The following is a 16,698-nucleotide window of genomic DNA, read 5'->3' as shown; positions in this document are numbered from 1 at the left end:
CGTCTGCGGTGTGATGCAGACGACCGGGCTAGGATTCGGCGATCTGGCCGTCCTTCAGCTCCAGCACACGATCGGCAAGGTCGAGAAGTGTCGTGTCATGGGTGGCCACGAGAGCCGTGATCCGCTCGCTGCGGACGACCGCGCGCAGCAGCTCCATCACGGAGTGCCCGGTCTCCGCGTCCAATTGGCCGGTCGGCTCGTCGGCGATGAGAATCGAGGGACTGTTGGCCAAGGCGCGGGCGATGGCGACCCGCTGGCGCTGCCCGCCCGACAACTCACCCGGGCGCTGCGCGGCATGGTCCGCGAGCCCCACGAGGGAGAGCAGCAGTTCGACGCGCTCCCGCCGCTCGCGCGGGTCCGCCCTGCGCAACCGCAGTGGTACGCCCACGTTTTCGGCAGCCGTGAGGATGGGGATGAGCCCGAACGACTGGAAGACGAAGCCGATGCGCTCCCGGCGCAGCGCGAGGAGGGCGTCCTCACCCTGGTCCCGAAGGTGCAGCCCGTCGATGGTGACGCGTCCGCTGTCCGGTTCGTCCAGACCACCCACGATGTTGAGCAAAGTGGTCTTGCCCGAGCCCGAGCGTCCCTTGAGAGCGACGAGTTCCCCCCGAGGGACCTCGAAGGAAACGCCCCGCAGGGCATGAACGGCGCTGGCGCCTCGACCGTACGACTTATGCACATCCGCCACCTGCAGCATGGCTGCGGTCACCGCCTGGTCCATCACGCCCCCGTATGCTCCGCTGTTTCCGCAGCGCGCCAGTATTTCACCCGGCAGAACAACCGGCAAAGCATGATGCGCTACGGCGCTTCCGTTCTCACGCGTCGGAGCCTCCGGCGAGTGACGGTGTGTCAAGGAAGTGGGTGCCGCGGTGGGCCATGTCGGCGATGGTCGTCTCAGCCGCAGGCGCTTGGGAGTCGTGCCAGGGCGAGTTGGGCGGTCGCGATGTGGACGGCTGCGGTAGCGGAACCCGCGTTGCCCGGCCGCAGGAGGGCTATTGCTTTTCCCCCAGGGGTCCGGCCATGGTCGGCGGAAGGCGACGAGCGGGTGATGGCCGAAGGTCTTCTTCCAGGTCGCGATGGCCTCCTGCTTCTCGGAGTGGGCGAGCACCAGTACAACGCCGAAGCCGACGATGCCGCTGCTCTCGGCGACCGGACTGGCTCTCGCCGGCCAGGCAGTCTCCGCCGAGTGCGACGGCCAGGGCCACGTTGCAGGTCAGTCAGCATCGAGTCGGCACGCCGGCAGCCCTGTCTTGGTTGCGTGCTGACCACGAGGGCCGAGCTCATGGAAAACCGCAGCAGAACAACCGCTGGGGCACCAACGAGCCCCCACGGTCTGCGAACAGTTCGGCTCGACTGTCGTCCAGGGGCGCTACGTCGAACGGGCAAGTGGTGGACATCTGGCAGGCCGACGGCGGCACCAGCAGCGAACATGCCTACAAGAACATCCCGTTCCACTTGACCAACCGTGGGTACGGCGTCTTCGTGAACCACCTCGGGCAAGGTCGGCTCGGAGGCCGTCGGCCAGGTTGTCGGCCTGGGCGGACGACGTCGAACTGATGGTGCACGCCTTCGCCGACGGCGCCCGACGCACGGTCGTGATCCCGCACACGGACGGCCCCGGTGAGACGGCCCGCTTCGACGTCCACCGCGCGGGAGACCACCTCCGCGTCACGACCGACAGCCCGTACCCCTGGCGACTGCGGATCGGCGGCCTCGGCGGCACGGTGCACACCGCGAGGCCGGCGACGACCGAGTTGCGCTACGAGGACTGAGCGTCCCTGCCGTCAGCCGCACCGGGATTCTGCGTCAGTCGGCTCGCAACGCATCGAGGGCCGTGAGGGCCACGTGGAGTTCGGTGCGCTGGTCGCCCGATTCCAGGTCGCGGGCGAGGAGGCGCTCGATGGTGCGTAGCCGTTGGTACAGGGTTTCGCGGGAGAGGCCGCCCCGGCGGGCGGCGGTGGTCTTGTTGCCGGCCGCGTCGAGGTAGTGGCGCAGGGTCGTCAGCAGGTCGGTGCCGTGCTGGGCGTCGTGGTCGATGAGGCGCCGGAGCTGCCGTTCGGTGTACTCCTGGACACGGGGGTCCTCGCGGAGTGCGTACAGCAGGCGGCGCAGGCCGATGTCGGACAGCTCGTGGAAGGAGCGGTCCGGGGGGAGGGGCTGGCCGGGTGGGGTGGCCTCGGCGACGCGGGCCGCCGCACGGAAGGAGCGGGCGGTGTCGGTGAGGTCCGTGACCTCGGAGCCGACACTCACGACTGCTTCCGGGGCCAGGCCCAGTACCGTGCCGGACAGGCGCTCGACGACGGGACGCCAGGGCTGGGAGGTGCGCAGAGCCAGCAGGATGCCGAGGCGGTCGGGGGCCAGTTCGCCGACGAGGGCCGGCACGCCTGCCGTTGTCAGCTCCTGCACCAGACGGGACTCGGTCTCGGCTCCTTCGCCCTTCCCTGCACGTAGGTCCACCAGTGCGGCGACGAAGTGGCTGCGTTCAGTCGGCAGGCCCAGTGCGGCGCAGCGGGCGCGGGCGTCCTCCGCGGAGCGGTGGCGCTGTTCCACGAGGTCGAGCAGGGCGTTGCGGTGTGCGGTGCGTTCCCATGGGGTGGGGTGGATGAGGCGCGCGACGGTCAGTGCCATCGCGGTCCTCTCCAGCAGGGTGACGTCCTCCGGCCCGAACGCCGGTCCGTCGGTGCGCGCCGGGAGCATGGCCACGCGACCCCAGCGCTCACCCTGGTACTCGACGGAGGCGGTGAGCCAGCTCTCCGGACCGCGTATCGCTGTGTTGTCGCCGGACCCGGTCGCCCTGGAGCGCCGTTCCCAGTCGGCGAGTGCCTCCTCGACGGTGAGCCCTGACGGTTCGCAGATCAGGGCCTGGTGCACCAGGTTCTCCAAAACGACCGTGCGGCCGCTCATCTCCGCCGCCGCACGCAGAACGTCCTCCGGGCCTGCGCCGCGCAGGGTCAGGGCGGTGAACGCCTCGTGGATGCGCTGGGTGCGGCGCATCGCGTCCGCCTGGTTGCCGAGCAGCAGGGCGTGCACGACCTGGGTGACCTCCAGGAAGTTGACGTCCTTGGCGAGCGTGACGAGGGGGAGACCTCGCACGCGGCAGGCGTCGACGAGCGCATCCGGCGGGCGGTGGTAACGGCGTACGAGTTCGATGACCAGCGCCGCGGCCCCGACGCCGGCCAGTTCGTCGACGTAGCGGCGCACGCCGGCCGCGTCCTCCGGAAGCGGCATGCCGGTCGTGAGGACGAGTTCGCCGCCCTTGAGGAAGGACGCGGGGTCGGTCAGTTCGGTGATGTGGACCCACCTGACCGGCCGGTCCAGGTGCGGCACACCGATGACGACCTGGGGCTGTCCCGCGGCCAGGACCGGAAGGGCCAGGACGTCGGCCACGGTGACCTCACGGGTGGGCCCATGGCCGGCCGGGTGGTTGTCGTTCACATGTCTCCAGGGGGTCCCTGCCGAGCACGGCCCAGCGCCCGGAAGTGCCCGGCCACTGTGACAAGCGTCGCTGACCAGCGCAAGTGCGGTCCTTGAGCGAGCATCACCCGGGATGCCCCCGATGCGGCTGACACATCGTCCGGATGTCGCCTCCAGGCCGGACAGATCGCGCATTGGCGCACCTCTCGCCCGCGGAGATGCTCGGGAGACCGCAGCAGACCGAACACTGAGGCCGGGAGACGAACATGACCGCACTGTCGCCGCACCTTCGCCAGGCCACACCCGTGGTGGCGGCCCGGGGCGAAGGCGTCCACCTCTTCGACCAGGACGGCCGCCGCTACCTCGACTTCACCGCCGGCATCGGCGTCACCAGCACCGGGCACTGCCACCCCAAGGTCGTCGCGGCGGCCCAGGAGCAGGTGGGCACGCTGATCCACGGCCAGTACACGACAGTCATGCACGAGCCGCTGCGCCGCCTCGTCGACAAGCTCGGCGAGGTGCTGCCGACCGGCCTGGACAGCCTGTTCTTCACCAACTCCGGCAGCGAGGCCGTCGAGGCCGCACTGCGCCTGGCCCGCCAGGCCACCGGCCGGCCGAACGTCGTCGTCTGCCACGGCGGCTTCCACGGCCGTACCGTCGCCGCCGCCTCCATGACGACCTCCGGCACCCGCTTCCGCTCCGGTTTCTCCCCGCTGATGAGCGGCGTGGTCGTCACCCCCTTCCCGTCCGCCTACCGGTACGGCTGGGACGAGGAGACCGCCACCCGCTTCGCCCTGAAGGAGCTCGACTACACGCTCCAGACGATCTCCTCGCCCGCCGACACGGCCGCGATCATCGTCGAGCCGGTGCTCGGCGAGGGCGGCTACGTGCCCGCCAACCGCGCGTTCATGGAAGGGCTGCGGGAGCGGGCGGACCGGCACGGCTTCCTGCTGATCGCCGACGAGGTGCAGACCGGCGTCGGCCGCACCGGCCGCTTCTGGGGCCACGACCACTTCGGCGTCACACCCGACATCCTCGTCACCGCCAAGGGCCTGGCCAGCGGCTTCCCGCTGTCCGGCATCGCCGCCTCCGAGGAGCTGATGACCAAGGCCTGGCCCGGCTCGCAGGGCGGCACGTACGGTGCCAACGCCGTGGCCTGCGCCGCGGCCTGCGCCACCCTCGACGTCGTCCGCGACGAGAAGCTCGTCGAGAACGCCGAGGCCATGGGCAAGCGCTTGCGCCAGGGCCTGGAGACGGTCGCAGACCGGACGCCCGGCATCGGCGACGTGCGCGGCCTCGGCCTCATGCTCGCCACCGAGTTCGTCACCGAGGACGGCAGCCCCGACCCCGAGACAGCCGCCCGCGTGCAGCGCGCCGCCGTCGACGAGGGCCTGCTCCTGCTGCTGTGCGGCGCCTGGAACCAGGTCGTCCGCATGATCCCGGCACTCGTCATTGACGAGTCGGCGGTGGACGAGGGCCTCCAGGCGTGGGCGACCGCGGTCGAGGCCGGCACATCGGGAGCGGCACGGCGATGACGGACACCACCACGGCCCTGGAGCCGCTGGTCGTACGGCTCGCCGAGACCGCTCCCGGCCTGCGGGTGGAGACCGGCCCCGGCTCCACCGGCCTCTACGCCTACGACGCCTCCAACTACCGGGTCCCGCCGCGGGCCGTGGTGCTTCCCCGCAGCGCCGACGACGTCGTCGCGGTGCTGCGGGCCTGCCGGGAGACAAGCATCCCGGTCACCGCACGCGGCGGCGGCACCAGCATGGCGGGCAACGCCGTCGGGCCCGGCGTCGTGCTGGACTTCTCCCGGTACATGAACCGGATCCTGGACATCGACCCGGTGGCCCGCACCGCGCGCGTCGAGGCCGGCGTGATCCTGGACGCGCTGCGCGCCGCGACCACCCCGCACGGGCTCACCTTCGGCCCCGACCCCTCCTCGCACAGCCGCTGCACCCTCGGCGGCATGATCGGCAACGACGCCTGCGGCAACCGGTCCGTGCGGCACGGGCGCACCAGCGGGCACATCGAGGCGCTGGAGATCGTGACCGCCGACGGCGCGCGGGCCGTCGCCGACCGCACCGGACTGCGGGCCGCCGACCCGGACGACACGGACGCCGTCCAGCGGATCGCCGCTCTGGAAGCGGACGTGCGCCGTCTGATCGACGGCAATCTGGCGCCGATCCGCACCGAGCTGGGCCGGGTACCGCGCCAGGTCTCCGGCTACCAGCTGCACCACCTGCTGCCCGAGCACGGCTTCGACATGGCTCGCGCGCTCGTGGGCACCGAAGGCTCCTGTGCGGTCGTCACCGCAGCGACGGTCCGCCTGGTGGCGACCGCACAGGCTTCCACCCTCCTCACCCTCGGCTACGACGACGTGGTCGACGCCGCCGAGGACGTCCCCGAGATCCTGCGCTGGAACCCCACCGCCGTGGAGGGCATGGACGAGGCGATCGTCGCCACCATGCGTGCCCGGCGCGGCCCGGACTCCGTCACCGGACTCCCCGAGGGGTGTGCCTGGCTGTACGTCGAACTCGACGGCGACGACCAGGCGGCCGTCGACGCCCGCGCCGCCGAACTGCTCGACGTGCTCAAGGCACAAGGCCGCATGACCGGTGGGCGGGTCGTGCACAGTCCGGCCGAACGGCGATCGCTGTGGCGGGTCCGCGAAGACGGGGCCGGGCTCGCCGCCCGGCTCGTCGACGGCTCGGAGTCCTGGCCCGGCTGGGAGGACGCGGCCGTCGCACCAGAGAACCTGGCCGCCTACCTGCGCGACTTCCGCAAGCTGCTGGCCGCGCACGGCCTGACCGGCGTGCTGTACGGGCACTTCGGCGCCGGATGCGTCCACGTGCGCATCGACTTCGACCTCGCCACGGACACCGGGCGGGCCGCCACCCGCCGGTTCCTGACGGAGGCCGCCGCCCTGGTCGTCCAGCACGGCGGAAGCCTGTCGGGCGAGCACGGCGACGGGCGGGCCCGGGGCGAGCTGCTGGAGGTCATGTACAGCCACCGGCTGATCCGGGCGTTCGCCGACTTCAAGGAGATCTTCGACCCCGAGAGGCTGCTCAACCCCGGCGTCATCGTCGACCCGGCGCCCCTCGATGCCGACCTCGCGCTGCGTGAACTCCCGCTCGTGGACACGACGTTCACCTTTCCCCACGACGAGGACGGCTTCGCGGGAGCGGTACGCCGCTGCGTCGGTGTCGGCCGCTGCCGCAGCGACGCCGGCGGCGTGATGTGTCCCAGCTACCGGGCCACGGGGGAGGAGAACGACTCGACGCGGGGCCGGGCCCGTCTGCTCCAGGAGATGGTGCGGGGCGGAACCGTCCAGGACGGCTGGCGCTCCACCGAGGTGCGTGACGCCCTCGACCTGTGCCTGTCCTGCAAGGCCTGCTCCAGTGACTGTCCGGTCGGCGTCGACATGGCCACGTACAAGGCGGAGTTCCTGCACCAGCACTACAAGGGCAGAGTCAGACCCCGCTCCCACTACTCCCTGGGCTGGCTGCCCCTGACGTCCAAGCTCGTCGGATACGCGGCCCGCCCGGTGAACGCGCTGCTGCGCGGACCGCTCGGCAAGCTGCTCGCGCGCCTCGGCGGCGTGACCACCCAACGCCGTATCCCTGCCTTCGCCTCTCGGCGAGCGCTGCGCAGGGCCCTGCGCATGGCAAGGACCGGTGAACCGGCGAAGACCCTGCTCTTCGTCGACAGCTTCACCCGTGCCTTCCGCCCCGAGGTGGCCGGGGCCGCGAGCCGCGTACTCGCCGACGCCGGTATCCCCTGCACGGCACAGGACGACCTGTGCTGTGGCCTGACCTGGGTGAGCACCGGCCAGCTGTCACTCGCGCGCCGCATCATGGCCCGCACGGTCGCCCGCCTGGACAACGGCGACGACCGGCCCATCGTCGTGGCCGAACCCAGCTGTGCCGCGGCGCTCAAGCGTGACGTGCCTGAACTCCTCGGCACTGACGCCGCCCGGCGCGTCGCGGCCCGCGTCCACACCCTCACCGGGGCCCTGAGCGACCTCGCCGCACCCGGGTGGGTGCCACCGGAGCTGCCGGACAACGTCGTGCTGCAGACCCACTGCCACGAGTACGCCACCTTCAAGGGCCGCCACCCCCGCGACCTGCTCGGCCGCCTCGGCGTACGGAAGGTCGACGAGGCCGAGGGCTGCTGCGGACTCGCCGGCAACTTCGGCTTCGAGGAACAGCACTACGACACCTCGATGGCCGTCGCAGACCTCGCCCTGAGGCCACGCCTCGACGACATCGACCCGCGGACACCGGCCGTCGTCGTGGCCGACGGCTTCAGCTGCGCCACGCAGATCGACCATCTCGCCGGAGACCGGGGCATCCGCGCCCTGCACCTGGCGGAACTGCTCGACCCCGCCGCCGACCGACCCGGACAACCAGGAGAGAACTCATGACCGACACACCCACGCAGTTGTTCATCGGCGGCGCCTGGGTGGACGCCGCGGACGGCGCCACCATGCCCGTCGACGACCCTGCCACCGGCGAGGTCCTCTGTCACGTGGCCGACGCGGGCCCGAAGGACGCGGCGCTCGCCGAGGATGCGGCCGTACAGGCGCAGGAGGAGTGGGCGCGTACGGCGCCCCGGGTGCGCAGCGAGATCCTGCGCCGCGCCTACGAGATCATCATCGAGCGCACCGACGAGCTCGCCCACCTGATGACGGCCGAGATGGGCAAGCCGCTGGCCGAGGCCAGGGGAGAGGTGGCGTACGCGGCCGAGTTCTTCCGCTGGTTCTCCGAGGAGGCCGTCCGCATCGACGGCGGCCTCGCCACCCTGCCCGACGGCCGCAACCGCATGCTGCTCTCGCGTCGCCCGGTCGGCCCCTGCCTGCTGATCACCCCGTGGAACTTCCCGCTGGCGATGGGCACCCGCAAGATCGGCCCGGCGGTCGCCGCCGGCTGCACGATGGTGCTCAAGCCCGCCCCGCAGACCCCTCTGTCCAGCCTGGCTCTCGCCGCGATCCTCAAGGAGGCCGGGCTGCCGGACGGCGTGCTGAACGTCGTCACCACCTCCCGTGCGGGGGAGGTGTGCGAACCGCTCCTGCGCGGCGGGCGGATTCGCAAGCTTTCCTTCACCGGTTCCACGGGCGTCGGGCAGCTGCTGCTCGCCCAGAGCGCTCAGGCGGTGGTCCGTACGTCGATGGAGCTGGGCGGCAACGCGCCGTTCGTCGTCTTCGAGGACGCCGACCTGGACAAGGCGGTGGACGGGGCGATGGTCGCCAAGATGCGCAACATGGGTGAGGCCTGCACGGCCGCCAACCGCTTCTTCGTGCACCGGTCGGTGGCGGAGGAGTTCGCGCGCCGGCTGGCCGAGCGGATGGACGCGCTGGTCGTCGGCCCGGGCACCCGGGACGGCGTCGATGTCGGCCCGCTGATCGACAGGACGGGACGCGCCAAGGTCGAGGAGCTGGTCGCCGACGCGGTGCAGCGCGGAGCGCGGGTGCTCGTCGGCGGCAGGACCCCCGAAGGCCCCGGCTGCTTCTACCCGCCGACCGTGCTGGCCGACGTCGATCCCACAAGTCGCCTGATGGACACGGAGATCTTCGGTCCCGTCGCCGCGATCCTCACCTTCGACGACGAGGACGAGGTGATCCGCCGGGCCAACGACACCCCCTGGGGCCTGGTCGGCTACGTCTTCACCGAGGGCCTCGACCGTGCCCTGCGCGTCAGCGAGCGGCTGGAGGTGGGCATGGTGGGGCTGAACACGGGTCTCGTGTCCAACCCGGCCGCACCCTTCGGCGGCGTCAAGCAGTCCGGGCTCGGCCGCGAGGGCGGCCGGGTCGGAATCGACGAGTTCCTGGAGTACCAGTACCTCGCGGTGCCCGTGAGTTGACCGTCGTCATGCCCATCAGCGCCTCCGGCACATCTCCCGCCCAGGAAAGGAAGAACATGTCGTTCCTGAAGACCATCGACACCCATCCCTCCTTCGCGCCGCACGAGTCCGGCCCGCTCCCGGAACGTCTGGTTTCCGGCGACCCCGCGTTCATGACCTGGCCTCAGGACATCGCCCGTGGGGAGATGATCCATACGGGAGTCTGGGAAGCGACGCCCGGCGAGACGCGCTCGATCAAGGGCGAGACCTTCGAGTTCTGCCATATCCTCGCCGGCATCGTCGAACTCACGCCGGAAGGTGGCGAGCCGGTGGTCTACAGGGCAGGCGACAGCTTCGTCATGAAGCCGGGCTTCGTCGGTGTCTGGAAGACCGTCGAAACCGTGCGCAAGATCTACGTGATCGTGAAGTGACGCGTCGCTCAACCGCGCACGGAGCCGCCGGGACCGTCGTCAGGCCAGGTGCCGGGCGGTGATCTCTGCCGCCGTCTCGGCCACCAGCCGGCCCAGCTCGGGCAGCCGGCCGGGCTCGAAGCGGGAGTCGGGCAGGGAGGCGGCCACGGCGGCCAGCGGTGTGCCCTCACCGTCGAGCACGGGTGCCGCGATCGCGCAGACACCCTGAAGGTACTGGTTGTGGTTGACGGCGTAGCCACGCTCTCGCACGCGGTGGAGCTCCGCGCGCAGTTGCCCCGGGTCGGTGATGGTCTCCTCGCCGTAGCCCTCCAGCGTCCCCGCGGTGACCTCGTCTATCTCGGACTTCCCCAGATGGGCGAGGACGGCGTTCCCGGTGGCGGTGGCGTGCAGGGGTGAGGTGTCGCCGATGGCGTGGAAGGTGCGTACGGCGTGGTCGCAGTCGACGCGGTCGACGACGACCATGCCGTGCAGGGCGTCCGGCACGGACAGGTGGATGGTCTCGTTCAGCGCGTCGCGGAGCCGCATCATGGGTTCACGTGCGGCGGCGAACAGGCTGGAGCCCTGCAGGGCGGCGGGTCGTACGGCCAGCACGCGGGCGCCGACCTCCCAGCGCGTGGTGTCCTTGCGGTTCGCCCGCAGCCAGCCCGCCTCGTTGAGTGTGACGAGCGTGCGCTGCAGGGTGGACTTCGGCAGCCCGAAGATCTTCGTCAACTCCCCGACGGTGACGGGTTGATGTCGGGCGACCGCCTCCAGAACCCGCAGCGATCTGGTGACGCTCTTCATTTCCATTCGATGCCCCCTCAGACCCCTGGATTCCTGGTTCTCACTGACTCCAGCACGGAGTCACGGCACGATCGTGCCGGATTCTAGCATAGTGTTCCACAATGCGGCACGGAGGGGCTGGCGCAAAACCGAGGGCCGGCTCGCGCGCTGGCGAGCCGGCCCTCGACTGACGGTTGCGGCCTTCGTCTGCCGTTCAGGCGCCCAGGCGGCGCTGTGAGATCTCCGCGGCTGTGTCGGCGACGAGGCGACCCCACTCGGGTGCGCGTTCGCCGTCGTACCGCGCCTCGGGCATGGAGACGGCCACGGCGGCCAGCGGGGTGCCGTCCTCGTCGAGCACGGCGGCGGCGACGGCGCAGACTCCCGGCCGGTACTGGTTGCGGTTGACCGCGTAGCCGTCGGTGCGGATCCGGTCCAGCTCGGCGCGCAGCTCGTCGGGTTCGACGGGGGTGGTGTCGCTGAACCGCTCCAGCCCCGCCGCGATGAGTTCTTCGACGTCCCGCTTCGGAAGATGGGCGAGGATGGCCCGTCCGACGGCGGTGGCGTGCAGAGGTGAGGTGTCACCGATCGTGTGGAAGGTGCGTACCGCCTGATCGGAGTCGACGCGGTCCACCACGACCATGCACTGCAGGGCGTCCGGCACCGACAGGTGGATGGTCTCGTTCACGGCGTCCCGAAGGCGAACCATGGGTTCACGTGCGGCGGCGAACAGGGTGGAGCCCTGCAGGGCGGCCGGTCGTACGGCCAGGACGCGGGCGCCGATCTCCCAGCGGGTGGTGTCCTTGCGGTTGGCGCGCAGCCAGCCGGCCTCCGCCAGTGTGACCAGGGTGCGCTGCAGGGTGGACTTCGGCAGCCCGAAGAGCTTCGTCAACTCCCCTACGGTCACGGGCTGATGCTGGGCGACCGCCTCCAGGACCCGCAGTGACCTGGTGACGCTCTTCATTTCCATCCGGTTTCCCCCTGTTAATCCTTCAAATTTCTACTGGACATCCTCTTGACTCCCCTCTGGAGCCACTGTCATTCTCTGTGCCAGATTCTAGCACAGCATTCCACATAGTGGCACGGCACTTCAAGAGATCCCGACGAAGTGAGCCGGACTGCGAGACGCGGCGGTCATGAGCCGAAGGTCCACAGGAAGGGCCTGACTCCCGCCCAAAACATCTCGAATCGAACAGCCTCACGCCGAGGGCTCAGCATGCGCCTCGGTGATACGAAAGGAAAGCCCTGTGTCAGCTGCCAGGAAGCGCGTCGCGGTGGTCGGCGTCGGAACGATGGGCAGCCAGGCCGCCTGGCGGCTGGCGGCCCGCGGCGCCGAGGTCGTCGGATACGACCGCTACGCACCCGGCCACGACCGCAGCGCCGCCGGCGGCGAGTCCCGGATCTTCCGCAGCGCGCACTTCGAGGACTCCCGGTACGTCCCGCTCCTCAAGCACGCCGACGCCCTGTGGGAGCAGCTCCAGCAGGAGACCGGCCGCGAGCTGCGCCGCCTGACCGGATGCCTGCTCATGGGGCCGACCGAGCACCAGCAGATGGCCACCGTCCTTCAGTCCATCGCCGAGCACGACCTCGACCACGAGGTGCTGGACACCGATGCCCTGGCCAAGCGCTTCCCGCAGTACCGCATCGAGGACGGCGACGCGGCCGTGCTCGACCGACGTGCCGGGTTCATCCGCCCGGAGCTGACGATCCAGACCGCCGCCCGCCGCGCCGAGCAGTTGGGCGCCGTGATCCACCGCTACAGCACGGTCCGGGAGATCGTCCCCGTCGGCGACGGCGTGGAGATCCGCACCGACTCCGGCAGCGAGCGCTTCGACACCGCCGTCGTCACGCCCGGCCCCTGGGTCAACGACCTGCTGCCCGACCTGCCGTGGGAGGTGGAAGTCCGCCGCCTCGTCAGCGCCTGGTACGTGCCCACCGACCCCGACGCCTGGTTCGGCGAGGAGCGCCCGGCGTTCATCCGAACGGCACCCACCCACTGCTACGGCCTGCCCTCCCCGGACGGTATCTCGGTCAAGCTCGGACTGTCCCGCGCGCTGCACCGGCTCGCCGGTGACCCCAACCAGCTGGACCGCACCGTACGGCCGGACGAACTGGAGGTCTTCTCCGAGTTGATCGGGCGTCACATGCCCGACCTGCACCCGGACCCGACACGCCTCTCCGTCTACATGGAGGGCTACACCGAGAGCAGCCGCCCCCTGGTCGGCCCGCTGCCCGGTGCCGAGAACGTCATCCTCCTCGCCGGCTTCTCCGGCCACGGCTTCAAGCTCTCGCCCGCCTTCGGTGACATCGCCGCGGACCTCGCGCTGGACGGCGCCTCGCCCCAACCCATCGACTTCCTCTCCACCGTCGGCCGTACGGAGGCATGACCATGAACGACACCACCCTCTCCGTCGGCTCCCTTCAGGCCCGGCCCGGCACCAAGGTCCGCGGCACGGTCCAGGCGGACCTCGGCACCCTCATCGCGGACATCCCGCTGACCCTCGTGAACGGGACCCGCCCCGGCCCCCGGGTCGTCATCACCGCGGGTGTGCACGGCGGCGAGTTCCCGCCCATCGACGCCGTCGTGCGCCTGGCGGACGGGCTGGAATCCGCCGAGGTGCACGGACAGCTGATCATCTGTCCGGTCGCCAACCCTCCCGCCGTGTACCAGGGCCGGCTCAACATCTCCCCGGTCGACGGCGTGAACCTCAACCGCGTCTTCCCCGGCGACCCGGCCGGCGGACCCACCGAGCGGCTGGCCGCCTGGCTCTTCACCCACCTGCTCGACGCCGCCGACGTCTACATCGACCTGCACTGCGGCGGCATCGACCAGGTCCTGCGGGACTTCGTCGGCTACCGCCTCACCGGTGACCCGGACCTGGACAAGGCGACGGCCGAACTGGCAGGCGCCTTCGGTATCGAGGACGTCATCCTCGGGCTGACGCCCGAGGGCGGCAACAGCCACGCGGCCGCCGCCCGCCGGGGCGTCTCGGCGGTCCTTGTCGAGGTGGGCCAGCTCGGCCAGCGGGACGAGGCCACTGCCCTCCGCCGTGTCGACGGCCTGCTGAAGGCACTTCGCCATCTGGGCGTCCTCGACCAGGACGGTTCCGCCCCGGCACCGATCCGCGAGTGGGTCTGGTCCGCAGGCGTCACCGCCGAGGCCACCGGCCTGTGGTACCCGGAGTTCTCCTTCGACGCCGACGTCATCGGCGAAGTCGCCGGGGGCGACCTTCTCGGCCGCATCGTCGACCCGGTCGACGGCACGGAACACACCGTCCACGCCCCGGCCGACGGACGGATCTTCTACGGCATGCACGGCCTCACCGTCGCCCCCGGCACCGAACTCGCCGCCCTCGCCGTCCCGTGGGACCCCGACACGGCCGCGCGAGCCGACACCCTCCGGACCCCCGGTGCGGGCGCCGGATCCGACGAGGCGGGCCCTCGCCCCTAGCCCCCGCCCTTAGACCCCCCTTGCAGCCGCCCCCCTTTCCCTTCACATCCCCAGCCGCTCCCCTTCTCACGGCCGGCACCACCAGGAGGCACACGATGAAAGATGCCCGAATAGACCGCAGACTGTTCCTGCGAGGAATAGGCGGGGTCACGGCGGGCGTCGCCGCCGCGACCACCCTCAGCGCCTGCGGTACCGGCACCAGCCGGTCCGTCGCCGGCAGCGGCGGCAAGGGCTCCAAGACGGTGGTCGTCCGCGACAGCGGAGGTTCCTACGGCGCGGCCCTCCAGAAGGCGATCTACACGCCGTTCACCCAGGAGACCGGGATCTCCGTCAAGGTGCTCAACCTCGACGACGCCCCGCTGCTTGCCCAGATCAAGCAGGGCCGCCCGCAGTGCGACCTCATCAACAACTCGATGATGTCCCATACCAAGTACGTGAAGCAGGACGCGCTGGAGGCGCTGGACCTGGACCGGGTCAAGAGCGTGAAGAGCGCGAAGACCCCCGCGGCCCAGATCACCGACCATGCCATCGGCTACGGCTTCTACGGGCAGTGCATCGCGTACCGCACCGATGCCTTCGGGGGCAAGAAGCCCGAGTCGTGGGCGGACTTCTTCGACACGAAGGGGTTCCAGGGTGGCCGTTCGATGTGCAGCCCGGACGGTGACCTGCCGGAGCTTGAGTTCGCGCTGCTGGCCGACGGCGTGCCGATGGACAAGCTGTACCCGCTGGACGTGGACCGTGCCTTCAAGGTGCTGACCCGACTGCGGGGCGACATCAAGAAGTTCTGGGACAGCGGCCCGCTGCCCGGTGTGCTGCTCAGCCGCCAGGAGGTGACGATGTCGACCGTCTGGGACGGCCGGATCGCCGATCTGCAGAAGCAGGGCGTTCCGGTGGAGCGGCAGCTCAACGGCATGCGCCGCCAGTTCTCGGGCTACGCCATCGCCAAGGGCGCGGCCAACGTGGACGGCGCCTACCAGCTCATGGACTTCGCGCTGCGTGCCGAGAGCCAGGCCGCCTTGGCGAAGGCCTTCCCGTTGAACCCGGCTTCTCCGCTGGCGTACGCCAAGCTCACCGAGGACGAGCGCAACGCGCTCGCGGGTGCGCCGAAGTACTACGACAAGGGCTTTGACACGGATGTCGACTGGTGGCTGAAGAACGAATCGGCCGTCACCAAGCGCTGGTTGGAGTGGGCTCGTGGCTGAATTCGGTGTCGCCACACCGTCCGTCAGGGTGGCCGGCGGCAAGCCGGCCACCGCGACCGGCAAATCGCTGTCGGTAGTGGCATTGCGCAAGACCTACGGCGACGTCGTCGCCGTCGACGAGGCGTCCATGGAGATCGCGGCCGGGGAGTTCGTCACCTTCCTCGGCTCCTCCGGGTCGGGCAAGACCACGACCCTGATGATGATCGCCGGTTTCTGCGAACCCGACTCCGGCACCATCACCGTCGGGGACCGCGACGTCACCCGGCTCGCGCCGCAGAAGCGGGGCCTGGGTTTCGTCTTCCAGCAGTACCTGCTCTTCCCGCACATGACCGTGCAGGAGAACGTCGCCTTCCCGCTCACCCTGCGCGGAGTGCCGAAGAACGAGATCCGCAGGCGGGTCGGGGAGACGCTGGAAATCGCCGGCCTGTCCGGGTTCGGCAACCGCAAGCCGCGCGAGCTGTCGGGCGGTCAGCAGCAGCGTGTCGCCCTGTGCCGGGCACTGGTCTACCGCCCGCCGGTCATCCTCATGGACGAGCCGCTCGGCGCCCTGGACAAGAAGCTCCGCGACCAGCTCCAGGTCGAGATCAAGAGCATCCAGCAGGAACTCGGCCTGACCGTCATCTATGTGACGCACGATCAGGAAGAGGCGCTCGTCATGTCCGACCGCATCGCGGTCATGCGCAACGGCCTGATCGAGCAGTTCGACACCCCCCGCGAGCTGTTCGAGCGGCCGAAGACGCCGTTCGTGGCGGACTTCCTCGGTGCGGCCAACTTCCTGCCCGGCCGCGTGGAGCAGCACACCGACCAGCACACCCTGGTCCGCCTCGACAACAGTGGAGGCCTGCTGAAGGCGCGCCGCCACGGCCTCGCCTCCGGCACCCAGGTCAAGGTCGCGGTCCAGCCGGGCCGACTGCGGGCCTGTGCCACCGACGACGGCTTCTGTAGCGGCACGGTGGAGAACGCCACCTACGTCGGCACGCTGGTCCGCGCGGGCGTACGGATCGACGGCGGTGACGCACCGCTGCTGCGCCTGGAAGTACCGGCCGGCCGGGGCCCCGTCGCCGGCGAGCGGGTCGGGATCACCGCCGACCCGGACGACGTCAACCTCTTCGCCGACGAACAGGGAGGGTGAGCCATGGCCGCCCTCACCGCCACCGCCCCCGCCCGTCCGCGCAAGCTCCTGGCTTCGCGCAAGACCCGGGTCGGGATCCTGTACGCGCTGCCGGTCGTCGTCTATCTGCTGGTGCTGTTCGTCTACCCGATCTTCAGCACGCTGCTCCTCAGCCTGAAGAACCCCGACGGATCGCTGACGCTGCACTGGTACGCCGACGCGCTGACGGGGGTCAATCTCGCCGTCCTGTTCACCACGCTGCGGATCTCTGCAGAGACAGCGCTGTTCAGTCTCGTCCTCGGCTTCGTCCTGGCCAACGCGATCACCCGGCTCAAGCCCCTGTGGGCCGGCCTTGCCATGCTGATCGTCGTCGTCCCGCACTTCATCAGCGCCCTGGTGCGTACCTACGGCTGGATCATCATGCTCGGCGACAAGGGCCTGGTGAACGAGTCCCTGACCGGCATGTCGGTTCCCGGTGCCCCGTTCCAG

At 70.5% G+C, this 16,698-nt stretch carries 13 protein-coding genes and 3 pseudogenes; 11 read left to right on the top strand and 5 right to left on the bottom strand.

Annotated features, from left to right (window positions below; genetic code table 11):
- Nucleotides 1-28: 28 nt before the first annotated feature.
- Both ABD932_RS34455 and ABD932_RS34450 read right to left on the bottom strand, forming a co-directional pair.
- Nucleotides 29-721, bottom strand: a complete 693-nt coding sequence (locus ABD932_RS34455; RefSeq protein WP_345019792.1) for an ABC transporter ATP-binding protein — start codon at nucleotides 719-721, stop codon at nucleotides 29-31.
- Between the two features lie 188 nt (nucleotides 722-909).
- Nucleotides 910-1,120: pseudogene (locus ABD932_RS34450) on the bottom strand (IS1380 family transposase); the annotation flags it as partial.
- A gap of 257 nt (nucleotides 1,121-1,377) precedes the next feature.
- On the opposite strand from ABD932_RS34450, the pseudogene ABD932_RS34445 reads away from it, so the two are divergent.
- Together ABD932_RS34445 and ABD932_RS34440 are read left to right on the top strand one after the other, a co-directional pair.
- A pseudogene (locus tag ABD932_RS34445) lies at nucleotides 1,378-1,500 on the top strand (hypothetical protein); the annotation flags it as partial.
- 26 nt (nucleotides 1,501-1,526) lie between these two features.
- Nucleotides 1,527-1,772 (top strand): hypothetical protein, encoded by a 246-nt coding sequence (locus ABD932_RS34440; RefSeq protein WP_345019844.1) that lies wholly within the window; start codon nucleotides 1,527-1,529, stop codon nucleotides 1,770-1,772.
- A 34-nt stretch (nucleotides 1,773-1,806) separates the two neighbouring features.
- Here the strand turns inward: ABD932_RS34440 and ABD932_RS34435 are convergent, their stop codons facing one another.
- Entirely contained in the window at nucleotides 1,807-3,435 is a 1,629-nt protein-coding gene (locus ABD932_RS34435) for a PucR family transcriptional regulator (protein ID WP_345019001.1), read from the bottom strand.
- Between the two features lie 245 nt (nucleotides 3,436-3,680).
- Between ABD932_RS34435 and ABD932_RS34430 the strand changes: the two genes are divergently transcribed.
- Genes ABD932_RS34430 through ABD932_RS34415 form a run of 4 tightly spaced genes read left to right on the top strand, consistent with a single transcriptional unit; the run spans nucleotide 3,681 to nucleotide 9,686 of the window.
- Nucleotides 3,681-4,949 carry an aspartate aminotransferase family protein gene (locus tag ABD932_RS34430; RefSeq protein WP_345018999.1) on the top strand — a complete coding sequence of 423 codons (1,269 nt, stop codon included), beginning with the start codon at nucleotides 3,681-3,683 and terminating at the stop codon, nucleotides 4,947-4,949.
- The gene (locus ABD932_RS34425; protein ID WP_345018997.1) at nucleotides 4,946-7,840 is read left to right on the top strand and encodes an FAD-binding and (Fe-S)-binding domain-containing protein; all 2,895 of its coding nucleotides are present in this window, start codon (nucleotides 4,946-4,948) and stop codon (nucleotides 7,838-7,840) included. Before ABD932_RS34430 ends, ABD932_RS34425 begins: the two co-directional genes overlap by 4 nt.
- Nucleotides 7,837-9,276: an NAD-dependent succinate-semialdehyde dehydrogenase gene (locus tag ABD932_RS34420; RefSeq protein ID WP_345018995.1), complete on the top strand. Its 1,440-nt coding sequence runs from the start codon at nucleotides 7,837-7,839 to the stop codon at nucleotides 9,274-9,276. Before ABD932_RS34425 ends, ABD932_RS34420 begins: the two co-directional genes overlap by 4 nt.
- Nucleotides 9,277-9,332: 56 nt before the next feature.
- Nucleotides 9,333-9,686 carry a cupin domain-containing protein gene (locus tag ABD932_RS34415; protein ID WP_345018993.1) on the top strand — a complete coding sequence of 118 codons (354 nt, stop codon included), beginning with the start codon at nucleotides 9,333-9,335 and terminating at the stop codon, nucleotides 9,684-9,686.
- Nucleotides 9,687-9,725: 39 nt separating this feature from the next.
- Here the strand turns inward: ABD932_RS34415 and ABD932_RS34410 are convergent, their stop codons facing one another.
- Entirely contained in the window at nucleotides 9,726-10,469 is a 744-nt protein-coding gene (locus ABD932_RS34410; RefSeq protein ID WP_345019790.1) for an IclR family transcriptional regulator, read from the bottom strand.
- 193 nt (nucleotides 10,470-10,662) lie between these two features.
- On the bottom strand, nucleotides 10,663-11,409 hold the full coding sequence (locus ABD932_RS34405; protein ID WP_345019788.1) for an IclR family transcriptional regulator: 747 nt from the start codon (nucleotides 11,407-11,409) through the stop codon (nucleotides 10,663-10,665).
- A gap of 283 nt (nucleotides 11,410-11,692) precedes the next feature.
- Between ABD932_RS34405 and solA the strand changes: the two genes are divergently transcribed.
- The 5 genes and pseudogenes from solA to ABD932_RS34380 form a co-directional block, all read left to right on the top strand.
- Nucleotides 11,693-12,832, top strand: coding sequence for an N-methyl-L-tryptophan oxidase (gene solA, locus ABD932_RS34400; RefSeq protein WP_345018991.1), 1,140 nt, complete (start codon nucleotides 11,693-11,695; stop codon nucleotides 12,830-12,832).
- Nucleotides 12,833-12,834: 2 nt separating this feature from the next.
- Nucleotides 12,835-13,896: a succinylglutamate desuccinylase/aspartoacylase family protein gene (locus tag ABD932_RS34395; protein WP_345018989.1), complete on the top strand. Its 1,062-nt coding sequence runs from the start codon at nucleotides 12,835-12,837 to the stop codon at nucleotides 13,894-13,896.
- Nucleotides 13,897-13,991: 95 nt separating this feature from the next.
- Nucleotides 13,992-15,098, top strand: coding sequence for an ABC transporter substrate-binding protein (locus ABD932_RS34390; RefSeq protein WP_345018987.1), 1,107 nt, complete (start codon nucleotides 13,992-13,994; stop codon nucleotides 15,096-15,098).
- On the top strand, nucleotides 15,091-16,230 hold the full coding sequence (locus ABD932_RS34385) for an ABC transporter ATP-binding protein (protein WP_345018985.1): 1,140 nt from the start codon (nucleotides 15,091-15,093) through the stop codon (nucleotides 16,228-16,230). The genes ABD932_RS34390 and ABD932_RS34385 overlap by 8 nt, the downstream gene beginning before the upstream one ends.
- 3 nt (nucleotides 16,231-16,233) lie before the next feature.
- A pseudogene (locus ABD932_RS34380) lies at nucleotides 16,234-16,698 on the top strand (ABC transporter permease); the annotation flags it as partial.

The sequence above is a fragment of the Streptomyces shaanxiensis genome (genome assembly GCF_039537145.1).
Lineage (GTDB): Bacteria > Actinomycetota > Actinomycetes > Streptomycetales > Streptomycetaceae > Streptomyces > Streptomyces shaanxiensis.
The sequence above is the reverse complement of the archived record's forward strand: the minus strand, read 5'-3'. Positions and strand labels throughout refer to the sequence as shown.